Annotated in this window: 9 protein-coding genes; 3 read left to right on the top strand and 6 right to left on the bottom strand. The window is 63.9% G+C overall.

All coding sequences use genetic code 11. The annotated features are described in order from the left end of the window. Nucleotides 1-444: 444 nt before the first annotated feature. Nucleotides 445-2814: a heavy metal translocating P-type ATPase gene (locus tag TX79_RS17285; RefSeq protein WP_081655635.1), complete on the top strand. Its 2370-nt coding sequence runs from the start codon at nt 445-447 to the stop codon at nt 2812-2814. A 159-nt stretch (nt 2815-2973) separates the two neighbouring features. Further along, on the top strand, nt 2974-3912 hold the full coding sequence (locus TX79_RS17280) for an alpha/beta hydrolase (RefSeq protein ID WP_049928879.1): 939 nt from the start codon (nt 2974-2976) through the stop codon (nt 3910-3912). A 33-nt stretch (nt 3913-3945) separates the two neighbouring features. On the opposite strand, the gene TX79_RS17275 is transcribed toward TX79_RS17280, so the two are convergent. From TX79_RS17275 to TX79_RS19470, 5 genes are all read right to left on the bottom strand, one after another. Continuing rightward, nucleotides 3946-5055 (bottom strand): acyltransferase, encoded by a 1110-nt coding sequence (locus TX79_RS17275; RefSeq protein ID WP_049928878.1) that lies wholly within the window; start codon nt 5053-5055, stop codon nt 3946-3948. A gap of 71 nt (nt 5056-5126) precedes the next feature. After that, nucleotides 5127-6416 (bottom strand): glycosyltransferase, encoded by a 1290-nt coding sequence (locus TX79_RS17270; protein WP_049928877.1) that lies wholly within the window; start codon nt 6414-6416, stop codon nt 5127-5129. Between the two features lie 330 nt (nt 6417-6746). Then, a complete protein-coding gene (locus tag TX79_RS17265) occupies nt 6747-7085 on the bottom strand; it encodes a DUF7130 family rubredoxin-like protein (protein WP_049928876.1) in 339 nt (112 codons plus the stop codon). A 111-nt stretch (nt 7086-7196) separates the two neighbouring features. Then, entirely contained in the window at nt 7197-8597 is a 1401-nt protein-coding gene (locus TX79_RS17260; protein ID WP_049928875.1) for an FAD-binding oxidoreductase, read from the bottom strand. A gap of 212 nt (nt 8598-8809) precedes the next feature. Next, nucleotides 8810-9643, bottom strand: a complete 834-nt coding sequence (locus tag TX79_RS19470; RefSeq protein ID WP_154660580.1) for a hypothetical protein — start codon at nt 9641-9643, stop codon at nt 8810-8812. A gap of 276 nt (nt 9644-9919) precedes the next feature. Here TX79_RS19470 and TX79_RS19465 point away from each other — a divergent pair, with 276 nt between their 5' ends. Then, the gene (locus TX79_RS19465; protein WP_154660579.1) at nt 9920-10402 is read left to right on the top strand and encodes a hypothetical protein; all 483 of its coding nucleotides are present in this window, start codon (nt 9920-9922) and stop codon (nt 10400-10402) included. Between the two features lie 31 nt (nt 10403-10433). On the opposite strand, the gene TX79_RS17250 is transcribed toward TX79_RS19465, so the two are convergent. Next, nucleotides 10434-16277: a DNA-directed DNA polymerase II large subunit gene (locus tag TX79_RS17250; protein WP_049928873.1), complete on the bottom strand. Its 5844-nt coding sequence runs from the start codon at nt 16275-16277 to the stop codon at nt 10434-10436. Between the last annotated feature and the right edge of the window lies 1 nt (nt 16278).

The raw sequence follows: 16278 nt of genomic DNA, 5'->3' as shown, positions 1-16278 counted from the left end.
GTCCGTCTCGAGTGTAGTGCTTGCCAGCGGTACCGATCACCGATAGCGGGCGTTCACGTTACCGGTCTACAAGGCACCCGATTGCTACGGGACGTGGCTCCTCGAGTACGAGGGCGTCGAGTCTCTCACCGCTGTCGACTGGTAGCGATCGACGGACGTGACCGCTTGCGCCCGGGGAGATGCCGAACCGGATGACCGCTACCGTCGACTCCCGACGGTTGGAATACTCCAACGAAGGCTTATCGAGAGACGGTTGGAATACTCCAACGAAGGCTTATCGAGAGACGGTTGGAATACTCCAACGAAGGCTTATCGAGAGACGGTTGGAATACTCCAACGAAGGCTTATCGAGAGACGGTTGGAATACTCCAACGAAGGCTTATCGAGAGACGGTTGGAATACTCCAACGAAGGCTTATCGAGATGAGCCCCCTACCTCGAGGTGATGACAGACGACGCAACTGCCGGACGGACGGGCGGGGGCGGTCAGCAGACGCAAACGCTGACCGCTCGCCTCGCAGTCCCCGAGATGGATTGTCCGTCCTGCGCGGGCAAGGTCGACACGAGCCTCGAGCGCGTCGACGGGGTCGTCGAGACCGAACTCGATCCGACGACCGGGACGGCCACCGTCACGTACGATCCCGACCGCGCCGACGAGAGCGACGTCGTCGCGGCGATCGAAGGCGCGGGCTACGAAGTGACGGGCGGCACTGGGGCCGACGCCGGTGACGAGGGCGCGGACGCCGGCGTCGACGTCGCCCCGCCGTCGGAGGTCTGGACGAGCCCGCGTGCGAAAAAGACCTGGATCGGCGCGGTCTTCGTCGTCCTCGGACTGCTCCTCGAGTTCGTCCTGACGGCACAAAACGTCGTCGTGGCGAGCGTCCTCGAGTATCCGCTCTCGATCGCCGACGTGCTGTTCCTCGGGGCCGTGGCGGCCAGCGGCATCCCGGTCGTCCGGGGCGGCTACTACTCCGCGAGAAACCGGAGTCTCGACATCGATCTCCTGATGGGAACGGCGATCATCGCCGCGACGGGTATCGGTTACTTCGTCGAGGCGGCGACGCTGGCCGTCCTCTTTAGCATCGCCGAACTGCTCGAGGACTACGCGATGGACAGGGCACGCAACTCCCTGCGCGAGTTGATGGAACTCTCGCCCGACGAGGCGACGGTCCGCCGCGACACCGGGGCGGAAGTGACCGTCCCCGCGGAGGAGGTGGACGTCGGCGAAACGGTGATCGTCCGCCCCGGCGAGAAGGTGCCGCTGGACGGCACCGTCGTGGAGGGCGAGAGTGCGGTCGACGAGTCGCCGATCACCGGCGAGAGCGTCCCCGTCGACAAGACCCCCGGCGACGAGGTTTTCGCCGGCGCGATCAACGAGGAGGGTTACCTCGAGGTCGAGGTGACGTCGACGGCGGGCGACTCGACGCTCTCGCGGATCATCGAGATGGTTCAGGGCGCACAGGCAAAGCGGACCGAAACCGAGCAGTTCGTCGACCGCTTTGCCGGCTACTACACCCCGCTGGTGGTCGTACTCGCGATTCTGACCGCCGCCATCCCGCCGCTGGTCATCGCCGATCCGATCTCGGCGGGCGTCGCTGGCTACGAACTCACCTTCGCCGGCGACTGGCAGACGTGGTTCATCCGCGGGCTCACGTTGTTGGTGATCGCCTGCCCCTGTGCGTTCGTCATCTCGACGCCCGTTTCGGTGGTGTCGGGGATCACCAGCGCCGCGAAAAACGGCGTCCTGATCAAGGGTGGCAACTACCTCGAGGCGATGGGCGAGGTCGACGCCGTCGCGCTCGACAAGACCGGGACGCTCACGAAGGGTGAACTCGCGGTCACGGACGTCGTTCCGCTGGGCGACACCGGCGACGCCGAACTCCTGCGGTACGGTGCCGGGCTGGAACGGCGCAGCGAACACCCGATCGCCGACGCGATCCTCACCCGCGCCGACGAGGCGGACGTGGGCGATCTGCCCGAGCCGTCGTCGTTCGAGAGCCTCACCGGCAAAGGAATCAAAGGCGAGATCGACGGCGAACTCTACTACGCGGGCAAACCCGCGCTCTTCGAGGAGCTCGGCTTCGATCTCTCCCGTGCCCGCCGTGCGACCGAGACCGACGGCGGCGTCGTCGCCGCTGACGCAGCCGGCTCCGACGGCGGCGCGTTCAGCGAGGACACGTTGGCCGCGCTCGAGCAGGAGGGGAAGACGGTCGTCCTCGTCGGGACGGAGTCGAAGCTGCTGGGCGCGATCGCCATCGCCGACGAGGTTCGTCCCGCTTCGAAACGGACCGTCGCGCGCCTGCAGGAGTTGGGCGTCGACCGCGTCGTGATGCTCACCGGCGACAACGAGGGGACCGCCCGCGCGATCGCCGAGGAGGTCGGCGTCGACGACTACCACGCCGAACTCCTGCCGGACGAGAAGGTCGACGCCGTCGAAACGCTGCAGGCGGAGTACGGCGACGTGGCGATGGTCGGCGACGGGATCAACGACGCGCCCGCGCTCGCCACCGCGGAAGTCGGCGTCGCGATGGGGGCTGCGGGGACGGACACGGCCCTCGAGACCGCCGACATCGCGCTGATGGGCGACGACATCGGGAAGCTTCCGTACCTGTACGCGCTCTCGCACAAGGCCAACGGCGTCATCCGGCAGAGCATCTGGGCGAGTCTCGGCGTGAAGTTCCTGCTCGCACTCGGCGTGCCGCTGGGGCTGGTGAGCGTCGCGATCGCGGTCGTCGTCGGCGACATGGGGATGAGCCTCGGCGTCACCGGGAACGCAATGCGCCTGTCGCGGATCGAACCCGACCGGTTCGAGTGACCGCCGGTCCCCGCTCGGGCTCGTCGCGGGTTCACGGTACGTTCGGTTACAGCGAACTGGACCGACGGCTCGATCGACCGCGCTCGAACGTCTCCGGTGGGGGCTTCGGGCCGGACCGCGGATCGGAACGGTTTAGTGTGGCTCGTCGCACCCACGAGTATGGAGGCTGACAGGATGGATCCCCAGGCGAAAGCCGTCGTCGACCGGCGCGCCTGGATTTCCATGCCGAAACACCGTTACGCGCTGAAATGCTTCCGACTGCTCTCGAGGCCAGTCTCGTGGCTTCGGAACCGGAACGTGCCGAGCGTCGGACGGACGGTCGACGGCACGGTTCCCGGACCGGCGGGCGACGTCGACGTGCGGCTCTATCTCCCGGACGCGGACGGGCCATTCCCGACGGTCGTCTTCTTCCACGGGGGCGGATTCGTCATCGGAAGCATCGCCAGCCACGACTGGTTCTGTCGACACCTCACGCGCGAAAGCGGCTGTGCGGTCCTCTCGGTGGGCTACCGACTCGCGCCCGAACACCCGTTTCCCGCGGCGGTCGAGGACTGCTACGCCGCCCTCGAGTGGGCGGCCGAACACCCCGACGCGATCGCCGGAGACGGACGACTCGCCGTCGCGGGCGACTCGGCCGGCGGGACGCTCGCCGCCGTTACCGCCCTGATGGCGGCCGAACGCGACGGCCCCGAACTCGACTATCAGCTGTTGCTCTACCCGAGCACGGGTGCGAAACGGGAGCACGAATCCGTCCGCACACACGCTGGTATCGTCCTCGACGAGGCCGACCTGGAGTGGTTCCGGGACTGTTACTACGAGAGCGAGATCGACGAGCGAAACCCCTACGCCGATCCGACGAACGCCGGCGACGTCTCCGGCGTCGCGCCCGCGACGGTGCTGACCGCCGGTTTCGATCCGCTGCGGGACGGCGGCAGGGCCTACGCCGAAAAGCTGGTCCGCGATGGGGTTCCGACCCGGTACGAGAACTACGCGGACATGCCCCACGGCTTCCTGACGATGCGCGGGATCGACCGCGCCCACGACGCGATCGCAGACGTCAGTGACGATCTCGCCGACGCGTTCGGCCTCGCTGCGTAACGTCCCTCTCCTGCGTTCCGGTGTGGTACCGGATTACCGGGATTGGCCCGCCATCGTCGAGTTCGACCGCCGGTGAGAGATGGCGTCCGAGAGCCGCTGGACCACGTCCGCCCGCACGACGAGCACCGCCAGTGCGAGCGTCCCGACGTACGCGACCGGCACGAGCAGCAAATGCCAGAGTAGCGTCACCGGCAGGGCGAAGTCGCCGACCCCGAGGAATTTGGCCGTCTCGTCGAGACTGTAGAGGACGATCGGGTGGGCCACGTAGATGAGGACCGCGTTGGCTCCGATCTCGGGCAGCCGGGTCGTTCGACCGAGGCTGGGACTCGAGAGCAGAAACACGAACAGCGCGGCCACGAACAGCGCGGTGGCGAGCGTGTACTCGGGTTCGTAGACGCCGTGGCGCATCGAGGCATCCCCGAGGACGTAGCCGAGGGCGTAGCGCTCGAGGAGGTGAACGATCCCGAACAGGACGGCCAGGGCGAGGTACCGTCCCCGACGGCTCGGGTCGGGCGACCAGTCCCAGGAGCGAAGACAGTAGCCGAGACTCGTGTAGAAGAAGCCGAAAAACAGCGCGTCCCGGGTCTCGAGCGGGACGTGGACGCCGGTGGTCTCTCCGAGGATGCCGACGGCGTGAAACGCGATCGCGACCGGAAGGAGGTACCGCGTCTTCTCCGTCGCGACGAACGCGTAGACGAGGGCGATCGAGATCACCAGTGCCGGCAGGAACCAGAGGTGAAACGCCACCGAATCGCCGTAGTACACCAGGCCGAGCGGCGAGGCTGCCTCGAGACCCCGTTCGATCACGGCGTTCGCGACTCCTCGTTCGCTCCCGACGGCCATCCCCGCGGCGAGGACGAGCGCGATCGGCGCGTACACTACCAGTGCCCGGCCGTAGAGGGACGTCACTCTGGTGACGTATTTGCTGACGTATCGGCCGTCGGTACGACTCCGCTTGGCGGCGAAGAGGTAGCCCGCCGTCACGAAGAAAAACGGGACCGCGAACCGCCCGGTCGACTCGATGACGAAGTTGGCGGCGTTGCCGTACGTGCCGATCCCTCTGAACGGGTCGGCGTGAATGGCGACGACGAACACCATCGCGATCGCACGCGTGCTGTCGATGCTGTAGATTCGATCAGACATGTGGGCGTCCCTCCTTCGGGTACTGGCTCGGTCGACCGATACCGAGGGAAGCGTTGATCACGATACCTTATCTACGCACCGGTTTTCTCGACCTGGAACCACTCGCCGTCCCACGAGAGGAAGTACTCGAACGCACACCGTATCGTCACCAGCCCGAATCCGGGGTAGATCAGCGGTGCGAACACGAGCGTCGGCGAGAGCCGCTGGACGTGGCCGAGTTCGTAATCCCGATAGAGGATCGGCAGTACGGTTATACAGACCGGAACGACCGACAGTACCGCGATCCCGCCGAACCCGTAGTAGACGAGTACCGCGACTTTCGACACGAGACTGACCATGAAGACGCTCGCGAGCAGACTCACTGCGAGGCGAATCGTCGACGCCGTACCGCGCAATCCACTCGGTTCGAACCCGCCCGTGATGGCCTTCTGGAACACCTGAATGTGGCCGATACGCCAGCGCTTTCGCTGGCCCCAGAGGTCGCGGAGGCTGTGTGGCGCTTCCATCTCGTTCGTCACGTAGCGGGCCTGATGGACGTCCAGGCGCTTCCGGAAGCAGGTGTGAGCGAAGTCGATGTCCTCCGTCAGGAGGTCGTCTAACCCGCCGACCGTCTCGAAGGCCTCCCGCGTGAACGCGACGGACGACGTTCGGCAGTACGTGAACCCGAGCGGTTCGACGAGTTTGTAGCTCGCGTGAAACAGCAGTCGTTCGCAGTACGCGAGCATCTCGACGGGTCCGTTCGCTCGCGGGACGCGCCGCGCCTGGAACACGTCCCGGTCCGCTTCGACTAGCTGGTACATCGCGATGGGAACGAACTCCGGATCGACGCGCTCGTCGGCGTCGAGCGAGCAGAAGTAGTCCGCGTCGACCCGTGCGACGGCCCGGTTGATCGCCGAGGCTTTCGACCCCGGTCGATCGTTGAGGAGCACCCGGACCTTCGGGTGGTCGGCCAACTCACGGGCGACCTCGAGCGTCGGTTCGTCGTCGGGTTCCGCGGCGATTACGACCTCGAGGTCCCGGTAGTTGGACTCGAGCAGCGAGTTGACGCTCGCCCGCAGCACGTCGCCGTCCCGGTAGACGGGGACGATGGCAGCGACCGACGGTCCCTCGTGCAGTCGCGGCGCTGCGTCCTGTGAGCGAAACACCTCTCGAATGAGTAGCAGTCCCGAGATCGTCGCGAGCACCACGAACGCCAGAATCGCGAGCACGGCGCTCCTGACGGCCGCGTCGATGACGACGCCTCGCAGCGCCACTACCTGGGTGAACTGCTGGCTCCCCTGGTAGGCACCGATTCCGAGACAAAAACCCACACACGAGATGGAACCGGTCCACTCGATCGCTTTCTGGAGGGCCGAGGTCATCACCTAAGAGATTTCAGCCTAACATGATAAAGCTATCACATTTGCACCGATCGACGGTCACAACCCTTGAGCAGGCGCGTCTCAGGAGTGTCCCGCGAGAGGTAGCGACCGATGGACGGATTCCATAGCCGGGCGTCGCCGCCCCCGGCCGCCCACTCTAACGAGTCAGTAGTGGCACCGCTCTCGAGGACGTATAGAGCGAACGCGGTCGGTGGGTTCTCACGCTCACCACTCCCGTGTACGCAGGTCAGACCGTGCCACGCGCTCCGTATCCACGACTGACCGCACTCCCTCGAAACGACCGGTCGAAAACCGACGGCGGCGACTCGCTCAGTCTTCCGTCCAGTACATCAGGTTCTCCCGTTCGGTATCACAGTTCGGACACTGTTGGGGGAGGCCGTCGTCGATTCCGCCCATCTCGCCACACTCCATACAGCGCCACATCAGGTGGGCTTCGCCGAACTCGTGGCCCGAGCGTGCGTGTTCGACGCTCATCCCTTCTGCTCCCTCGCGGGTCGTGACGAAAAAGCCGCTCTGCTCGAAGCTCCGAACCCGTCCGAGCGCGTCACCGTTCTCGTCGTAAACCAGCTGGCCGGATCTGACCTCGTGGACCTCCTCGAGCGCCTCTTCTTCGCCCTCACTCGCCGGTGTCTCGCCCGTTTGTACCATACCGCTGGCTACAGTGTCACCTTCGATAAAGCCCCACCGCGCATTGTGCGGGGGGCGGCCGTGGCCCTTGCTACGGGTTCCGTTACCCGGTTCGTGCGTGGCTTTTCGGTCTCACTCCCGCGGCGTCGACTCCTCCGGGAAGATTTTCCCCGGGTTGAGGATCCCGTTCGGATCGAACGACCGTTTGATCGCCCGCATCGTCGCGATCGCCGCCTCGTCGTGTTCGGTCGCGAGGTACTCCCGTTTTCCCAGGCCGATCCCGTGTTCGCCCGTCGCGGTTCCGTCCAGTTCGATCGCGCGTTCGACGATCCGTTCCGAGAGGTCTTCCCCTTTCGCGACCATCGCCGGGTCGTCGGGGTCGACCAGCACGGAGTAGTGGACGTTGCCGTCACCCGCGTGGCCGAAACAGGGAATCATGAGGTCGTGTTCGGCCCCTACCGCCTTGATGTACCGAACCATCTCCGGGAACGCGTCGATCGGAACCGTCACGTCGCCGGGCTTGTGCGGCGACAGGTCCGGATCGTACGCCCGTACCGCGGCGGCCAGTTCGCGTCGGGCCTCCCAGAGGTCGGCCATCTCCTCGTTCCGCCGGGCCACCTCGAACGACTCGACGTCGTGGGCCTCGAAGATCGTTCGACAGAACGCCACCTCCGCCTCGACGTTCCGGTTGGCGTGGAACTCCAGGAAGATCAGCGGCGCTTTCGGGAGGTCCGTCCCCAGCGTCGCGTTCGCCATCTCCGCACTGAGCGGGTCGATCAACTCGATTTTGGCGACGTCGACCCCCGACCGGACCGCGTCGAAGACCGCCTCGGTCGCGTCGTGCAGGTCCGCAAACGTCGCCCGGCCCGCCGCAACCTGCTCCGGCCGACCGGTCAACCGCAGCGTCAGGCGCGTCACGACCGCCAGCGTCCCCTCGCTGCCGACGAGCAGGTCGAGTAAGTTGTAGCCCGACGACGTCTTCACGGCCTTGCTTCCCGCGGTGATCACCTCGCCCGTCGGGAGGACGGCCTCGGCCTCGAGCAGCCAGTCGGCGACCTCGCCGTACTTCACCGTCTTCATCCCGGCCGCGTCGTTCGCGATCATCCCGCCGATCGTCGAGATGTTGCCCGATGAGGGTAACGACGGCAGCATGAGGCCGTACTCCTCGAGCGCGTCGTTGATCTCGCTCCCGTAGATGCCAGGCCCGACGTCGATCTGGAGGCCGTCGGGCCGGATCTCGTGGACGTCGTCCATCCGCGTGAGGTCGAGGCTGATCCCGCCGCGAGCTGGGACGGGGTTGCCCTCGAGGCTCGTTCCCGCGGCGTACGGCGTCACCGGGACGCCCCGCTCGTTCGCCGCCGCGAGGACGGCGGAGACGTCCTCGGTGCACTCCGGCCAGACGACCAGATCCGGCGAGACGGCGTCGGCGTCGTCTGTCCCCCAGTCCTGCGAGTGCTCGCGCCGATCCCCGTCGGCGAACGAGTACTGGTCCGGATCCAGTCGCGAACGAATCTCGTCTAACTCCGTCGACATACACCCCGGTTCGTTAAAAATGAAGTTAAGCGTGCTGGGGTGCCGGAGAAGGCTGTCTACCGTAGCGTAACGGAAGCGGCCGAGCAAGGGTGAATTGGTGGTTCAGTACTGTTCGGCCGTATGATTGAGAAGGCTCGCCAGCAGGAAGTATTGTAGCGGGGCGCGACGGGTATTACGATCGGATCAGATGTTCACTGACTGTTTCGGTAGTATTATCCGCAAATGGTTCCTGCTACATCGCTGGGTGCACATTGCCATTCAGTGTCCTCACAGCCTAAACAGTTCGAACCAGTAATACCTGCTGCAAAGGCTGTGGTCGCACACCAGAGACAGATTTGCCAGCTCAGACTTGTAACACAGGACGAACATCCTTTAATTGCGCTTCCTGCCGAAGTAGCTATCGTAACCATACAATCCCAACTGGGGGCGCAATCGACGCCCGTATGTACCAGACAGGTACCACACCCTCCACCTCCGCCGCAATCGGGAGCTAACTGATCTTCTGTGCAGGGCATGACTTGATCGGGAGCGATATCCGAACTGATGCTCTCCGTAACGACTTCGTTGCGTTCGACGTGTAACGCATTCACGTCCTCCGCGTTCGAATCACCGACAAATCCGATAACATCGGGGACCGAGGTCGCCATTTCGAGTTCCGATCGGTCGGACAACATGTCGAAACCATTGTACTGTATAAATGTGGTTCCCGATGTGGTCTCGGCTGGGGCCTTGACGACATATCTGACCGAGTCCTCGAGTTCTTCTTCGACCTTGAGTATCGTACTCGAATCCCAATCTACTGTCGTTCGTTCGTTCGTTTCGATATAATCTCTGAGTACCGCAGCCTCTTCGCTCATAGCCCGCTCGATCGCCCGCTCGCGTTCGGATCCAGTAACTTCAGTGATCTCAATATCTACATCAACCGCTTTTACGTACTCACTGGCGCTCTTTCCGGAAGCTACTCCGATAGCACTCATTCCGACACCGGCAACACTGGCTGATTTTAGTACGTTTCTCCTCGAGAAATGGTCGTTCCTTAACGTCATAATTGATAATGGTGTATAATGGGGCATAAGTATTTGTCCTTGACTCTAATTATGAGAAACCAAGTATCGGTATCCTCTCAGGTTAGTAGATTTGTAAGCTTTTGAGGGTCTTATTCTATTTCGTTCGACATCGATAGATACTACAAATTCTGCACCTATTCGGCTGGTACCCGGCTATATATCGTTTGGTTCGGTCGATATCGGTACAGGGGTGTCCAAAGTATCCGGGCTTATTGGCACAAAAATATTAATTTACTCAATACTACGGGAATAACTATGCAGGCGGATACCTATTATTTACTTATGGAACCTATTCGTGAGTGGCTGGCACCACGGCCGCCGACGTGGCGAGAACTAGTTATTCCCGGCGTTTTGACCCTGTTGTTCGTCTGGATTTTTGTGATATATAGTGAGGTGTGGTGGCCAGGACTCCTTCTTGGCGGGACCACATATTTCATCGTATATCTACTGGATATCTTCACCAAACCGTTTCCGAGACTGCGTACCCGTACCGGAACCGGTGTCAGAGTGGGTTTCGTCGTCCTCCTCGCCGGCGGAGCAGTCGCCATCGGTATTATCGCCGGTCCCGTATTGGCCGGTGTCCTCGGCGGATCGATTATCGGATTCGGCCTTGCACAGGTGGGACATACAGTCGGGGTAGCAGCCTGGTTCGGCAGCCTGGACCAACGACAACCGGACGACAAGAGCGTGTTTTATACCCCGTTCTCGAAACGTGCGATGGATGACGAAACGGAGTAATCGGACGGTTCCGGACGTCCGTTCGTCGCAGTCACATGAAATCCTCGATACCTGACTGCTTGTTCTTGTCGTTCTCGAAGATGCTCTCGAGCGACCGCTCGAGGACCTCCAGACGCTGTTTCGTGTAGTCGCGGCAGTCGTACTCTTCGGCGACCTGGATCGCGGTCTGCATGTACTTGTTGACCGAGCCCTGGTGGACGGTGAGGTTGACCTGGCCGCCACACTCCCGACAGTCGCCGGTCAGGGGCATCCGGCGGAACTTCTCGCCGCAGTCGAGACACCGGGTCTCCTGGCGGGAGAACGCCCGGAGGTTGCCGATCAGGTCCGGCAGGAAGTGGTACTCGATGACACGCTCGGCGACGTCGGTCTCGTCGACGGCCTCGAGTTTCCGCGAGAGCTCGAGTTGGGCGTCCATCTTCTCCATCATCGAGCCAAGCGTCTTGTAGGCCGAGAGGTCCGGCCCCATCGCGATGTCGGTGGTGTCGTGGGTGTGCTCGAAGCCGGTGTACTCGCCGTCGGTGCCGAGGGTGTCCTCGGCGATCTGGATGTCGACCGCCTCGGGGTCGGCCTGCTCGCGGGTGGCCTCGTAGAACTCGCGGGGGTACTGCGAGACGATGTCCATGTTGTGGGCCTCGTCGTCGATCTCGGAAGGGTCGATGCGGGAGGACATGACGAGCGGCGCGTCCATCGAGTTGTGCGCGTACAGCCAGTTCGCCGTGAAGATCGGATCGCCGCCGACCTGCAGGTCGTAGAGGTAGCCGTCGTATTCAACCCGCTCGATGTCCGTGATCCGGAGATATGAGAGGTCGCCGTCGACCAGCGGTCGGATCGCTTCGAGTTTCGCCTCGGCTTCGTCCGGCAGATCGCGACGGTCGAGTTCGTCGACGATCTCCTCGAGTTTCTCGAGCGAGATGTTGTCGCGCCGCTTCAGATATTTCGGGATCAACTGTTTGACCCCCTCGATCTCCATCTCGCGGATTTCCATCAGTTCGTCGGGAATGGAGACGATGAGACTCTTCGGCTGGTACGGTTCGTCCCCGTCGAGAATTTGCTCGAGCGGATTGCGTGACGCACCGCCGGAGACGGAGACCGTATAGATCGATTGCCGCGACGGATCTCGCTCGCGACGCGAGACGTTCGCGACGAGTCCGAGGCGGTGACAGCAGAAGACGATCCCGTCTTTGACGTCTTCGCTCGTCGTGTGGAATCCGATCGACGTGTGGTTGTCGTCGCTGGATTCGGAGCCATCGCCGGCGATGAACCCTCGCAAGAATGCGAGGACGACGTCGCGCTCGGCTCGCAGGATACAGTCGGGAACGATCTTTTCGCTCGAGTTGTAGGAATCGCAGTCCTCGAAACCGAGCTCGTGTAACACGTCGAAGAAGACGGCCGGGAACGCGACCTCGTAGGCCTTGTTCGACCACCGAACGCTCGGCTCGCAACCGAGTACGGACTCGGTCGCCTCTACGACTCGATCGACGAGATCCTCGTCAGCGTTGTGAATAGCCGGTCGAGTTCCCGAAAGCGTACCCTCGGCGACGAACATTCCGATCAGCCACGCGAAGTCCTCGTCGACGTCGATATACCGATCGATACAGTCCGAGGACCCCTTCCAGCCGATCGAACAATCGATGGGGAGATCGGCGTCGCCGTGTTCGGTTTCGATTTCTTCGAGCGTTTCTCGACAGACTTTCTTCTTCGAGAGTCGGTACGAGAGGCCATCGTCGAAGGCAACGCGTGTGTCACCGCCGCGTTCCGCGTCATTCCAGACTTCGGTCAGCCACTCCTCGTGCTCGTCGTCGAGCAACACGTACGGATCGTCGACGCACTCGAGCGCGTCGATCGTCGTTTCGACCGGTTCCACGTCGAGGTTTTGCGGTGCGACGATCAGGTCGCCTTCTTCGAGGTCCGATCCGGCGATCTCCTCGATTCCGTCGTCGTACCGGAAGAGGCTGTGATCGGTCGTGATCTCGAGTTCGCGTCCGAACTGCGTGGAGATTCGCAGTAGTTCCTCGTCGTCGTCAGCCTCGTACCGGATCGCCTTCTCGATCGGCTTCGGTGACGCCTCGTGGTCGTCGTCGAACGCGTAGGTCGTCCACCCCTCGAGCGCAGCGGTCTTCTTCTGGAACTTGCCGTCGATCTCGATCGGTACGTCGAGTTCGTCCCAGAACTCGTCGAAAGTCATGAACCGCAGGTTCCCGTCGGGATCGAACGCGATCAGCCGGGAGTCCTCGGCGACGCTGCCACCGCGCTTGTCGGGCAGGTACGACCGCGAGAAGTTCAAGAGGCCGTCCATGAGCAACATTACACAGTCCTCGTCGCCGTCGCACTGGCCGACCGACAGTCCGTTCGCTTCGAGGATGTGCGTATCCGAAACCGTGAGACAGTAGGTGTACTCGACATCGGATGGGACGATTTCGGTCCGTTCTACCATATCAACCTCCGGACGACCGCCGTCAGCAACGCTCTCCCGTTGTACGGACACAGCTGATTCATCCGTTGAATCGGCTCGAGCCGGCGTCGGAATCTCGTCGCCAGCCTCGAGTTCGCTCGCCGGAATCCGCTCGAGGCCATCGTTCCAGACGATCATCGTGTGATCCGGAGTTACCGTCAGCGACTGTCCGTTGCGCGTTTCGATCCGGATTAGATGATCGGGTGCGGGATGCTTGGAAACGGACTCGACCGGTCGGTTCACGCGTCGTCCGTCGTCGTCAATCGACGGAACTGTGAGCGAGGCCTCGAGGTCCTGAACGAGGGCTCCGAAGTCGTCTTCGCGAGGATCGGTTAATCGCGATTCGACGAACGTTTCGATGGACTCCTCGCAGACGCTTCCGGACTCGTCCTCGTAACGAATCGTGGTGTCAGGGTGGAAGCAGTTTCGGCGCTTCGCTGCGTGGAAATACGGATGTGCGTACCCGACCGCCGCGCTTGTGAACCCGACGATCCGGCCGACAGTTGCCGCGCTCGTGTGCGGTGCCATCCCGAACACCAGTTCGCCGACCAGGTCGTCGCGATCCTCGAGTTCGTAGAACGGCTCGAGGCCGTAGTACTGCTCGAGCAGGTCGTCGATGAAGTCCGCCGTTTTCATCATGTGCTCGGCGGCACCGTCGGAGAGGACGATGTCCTGCACCTTGAGTTCGACGAGCTGGTCCTCGTGGGTCAGCGGTTCGCCGTGGATGTCCTCCTCGTAACCCAGCGCCTGCAGTTGGCCGACGTCGACGTCGAGTTCGCTGGCCCGGACCGACGTCACGGGCAGGTCGGTCATGTCGTAGCGGACGGTGCCGTCCTTGAACGCCGAGACGTCGTGTTTGGCCCGAAGGACCCCCTTCTCGATGGGTTCGGGGATCTTGTTCGTCGAGGAGAGCCCTTTGACGCCTTTCAGGATGTCGAAGGCGTTCTCGCGCTCGCCGACCGACTCGAGGGCGCTCCGGAACTCGTCGTTGACGTCGATCTCGCGGGTCTCGACGCAGGTCCCCTCGATTTCACAGCGGTCGCACTCGACGCGGCCGGCGTCGTCGGGCTCGAGCGACTCGTCGCAGTCGGGACACCGATAGTCCGGTTCGGTCCGGGCGTTGCAGTCGGGACAGCGGTTCTTGAACGTCTCCGTATCGCAGTCGGGACAGCGCTGGCGGCCGACCTGCACCTCGACGACGCCGGGGGTGTCCTGCATCGTCTCGGCGTGTTTGGCCGCGTCGGCGACGTTGCGCTGGGAGCCGCCGGCCTCGCCGATCGGGAACAGCGTGTGGACCGGCGGGCTCAGGTCGCGGCGCTCGGACTTCTCGGGACGACCCATCCGGTTACCGATCCGTGTGGGCGCGCGCTCGCGGACCTCGAAGGGGGCGACCTCGTTGACCGCCTCGATGGCGTTGTCGCCCTCTGCCTCGTGGCCCCAGGTGCGGGCACGTTCCGAGAGGTCGTCGTCGGTCCAGGTGCGCTCGAGTTCGATGGTCGGCTCCTCGGGTTCAGGGTCGGGTTCGGGGTCCTCGCCGCGACCGTCGGGATCGGACTCTCGCGGTGGCCCGCTCGAGTTGTCCGAGGCGCGTAGCGCCTCGCTCTCGAGTGCCGCCCCGTCGGCGACCGCCTGCCGGGGTTCGCAGCCGACGGTGCGGACGAACGGCCGCCAGTCGTCGATCTCGACGCGATTCTCTCCCTCGCGCTGGCGATGCTCGATGACGATCGTCTCGAGCGCGTCGGCGACGCGCTCGTCGTACTCGAGGACGAGGATGCTGTCGTCGCCGTTCCCGTTCACGCTCCCGTCGCCGTCTTGCTCGATTCGCCCGTCTGCAACCGCCGCCGCGAGGTCGCAGAACGCGTCGACCGAGAGGTCGTGCCAGAGGTAGGTGTACTCCGGATGGAGGGGTGCGTCGTATTCCGTGGTCCACTCGAGGGCCTCCTCGGGGTCGGGGAACTCGAGGTCGATCCGCGGGTCGTCCTGCAGGGCCTGGACGTCCGCGCCGGCGGCCGCCAAGTCCTGCACCCACCACTCGTAGGTGTAGGAGGCGGGCGCGAGCGGGTGGTTGTTTTCGACGAACTCGCCGTAGTTGACGAGGTACTCGCCGAGGTCTAAGATCTTCTCGACGCCGTTGCGGATCTCGAGGGCGTCTTCGGGGTCGTCGATCCGGCGGACGTCGCCGTTGGCGAGTTTGACGGTCGGTCCCTCGATGGAGTCGACGGGGACGACGCCGGCGGCCTTCCCGGGCCGCTCGGTCTTGATCTGGGTGCCGGTCGCGAGGAAGTCGTCGACCAGGTGCATCGCGGCGGGGTGGACGCCGGCGGTCGCGAACCCGTGGTTGCGCGCGCGGCCGTAGCGCAGTCGGAAGCCGCCCTTCGCACAGGGATGCGAGAAGACCGGGCGACCGGCAATCAGGTCCCGGAGGAACTTCTTGGACTCGTCGACGCGCGGGGGACCCTGCGGTTCGTCGTCGGATTCGGCGTCCTCCTCGGCGGCTTCGGCGTCCGCGCCGCCCCCATCGTCGGCTGACTCCTCGTCACCGTCGTCAGCCTCGTCTTCGTCGTCCTCGTCGCCCGCGTCGTCGTAGTACGTGCCGTCGATCAGGTCCTGCAGCCACGGCCAGTCGACCTCGTCCAGGTTGCGGGTGTAACGCTGGATCTTCGGGGCCTTGAGGGCGATCCCCTCCGCGAGGACGAGACACATCCCGCCGCGGGCGCTGTTGGTGTCGACCCGCTCTAAGTCGCGGAAGCCGGAGACCTCCTCGTCGCCGGTGGCCTCGCCGTCCAGCATGATCGGCATGTGCTTCGCGATGAACTTCGTCTCCTTGTCCTTGGGCGTGTACTGGAGGCCGGTCTCCTTGTCGTAGAGGGCGATCTCTTCGGCGTAGCGCTCGATCTCGTCGTCGCGGGCCTTGTACTGGTCGATGCCGACGAGCGCGCGGGTGTAGTCGGCCACGAGTACGGAGAGAGCCTGCGCCGTGCCACCCGCAGAACGGATCGGCCCCGCGTAGTAGACGTTGACGAACTCGGTGCCGTCGTCGTTCTCCAAGATTTCGACCTTGTCGATCCCTTCGATGGGGGCGGCGACGACGCCCTCGGTCAGCAGGGCGACCGCGGTGCGAACCGCGCCCTCGACCTTGCCAGCCTTGGTCTCGTAGTCGCCGACCCGGCCCTCGGCGAAGTCCTCGGCGAGTTCGAGCGCGGCTTCCTCGCGGGACATCTCCCCCTCGAGTTCGCGGACGCGCTCGGCGACCCCGTCGATGCCAAGGATGTTCTCGACGCGGTCGGCCATGTCCCGTGCGGTCGGAATCTCGACCTCGGGTTTCGGGTCCGCGCCGCGTTCTTTGGCCTCCTCGGCGACGTCGAAGGCGTCCTCGAGCTGGGATTCGAGCCGTTCGAAGTACCGTTCGTCTGCCTCGCGCATG

Source organism: Halopiger goleimassiliensis (assembly GCF_000455345.1).
In the GTDB taxonomy this organism is placed as follows: domain Archaea; phylum Halobacteriota; class Halobacteria; order Halobacteriales; family Natrialbaceae; genus Halopiger_A; species Halopiger_A goleimassiliensis.
The sequence above is the reverse complement of the archived record's forward strand: the minus strand, read 5'-3'. Positions and strand labels throughout refer to the sequence as shown.

Bases quoted from the DNA above. Each gene is read 5' to 3' on its own strand.
- TX79_RS17285 (WP_081655635.1), top strand. From the start codon at position 445: ATGACAGACGACGCAACTGCCGGACGGACGGGCGGGGGCGGTCAGCAG.
- TX79_RS17280 (WP_049928879.1), top strand. From the start codon at position 2,974: ATGGAGGCTGACAGGATGGATCCCCAGGCGAAAGCCGTCGTCGACCGG.
- TX79_RS17275 (WP_049928878.1), bottom strand. From the start codon at position 5,055: ATGTCTGATCGAATCTACAGCATCGACAGCACGCGTGCGATCGCGATG.
- TX79_RS17270 (WP_049928877.1), bottom strand. From the start codon at position 6,416: ATGACCTCGGCCCTCCAGAAAGCGATCGAGTGGACCGGTTCCATCTCG.
- TX79_RS17265 (WP_049928876.1), bottom strand. From the start codon at position 7,085: ATGGTACAAACGGGCGAGACACCGGCGAGTGAGGGCGAAGAAGAGGCG.
- TX79_RS17260 (WP_049928875.1), bottom strand. From the start codon at position 8,597: ATGTCGACGGAGTTAGACGAGATTCGTTCGCGACTGGATCCGGACCAG.
- TX79_RS19470 (WP_154660580.1), bottom strand. From the start codon at position 9,643: ATGACGTTAAGGAACGACCATTTCTCGAGGAGAAACGTACTAAAATCA.
- TX79_RS19465 (WP_154660579.1), top strand. From the start codon at position 9,920: ATGCAGGCGGATACCTATTATTTACTTATGGAACCTATTCGTGAGTGG.
- TX79_RS17250 (WP_049928873.1), bottom strand. From the start codon at position 16,277: ATGCGCGAGGCAGACGAACGGTACTTCGAACGGCTCGAATCCCAGCTC.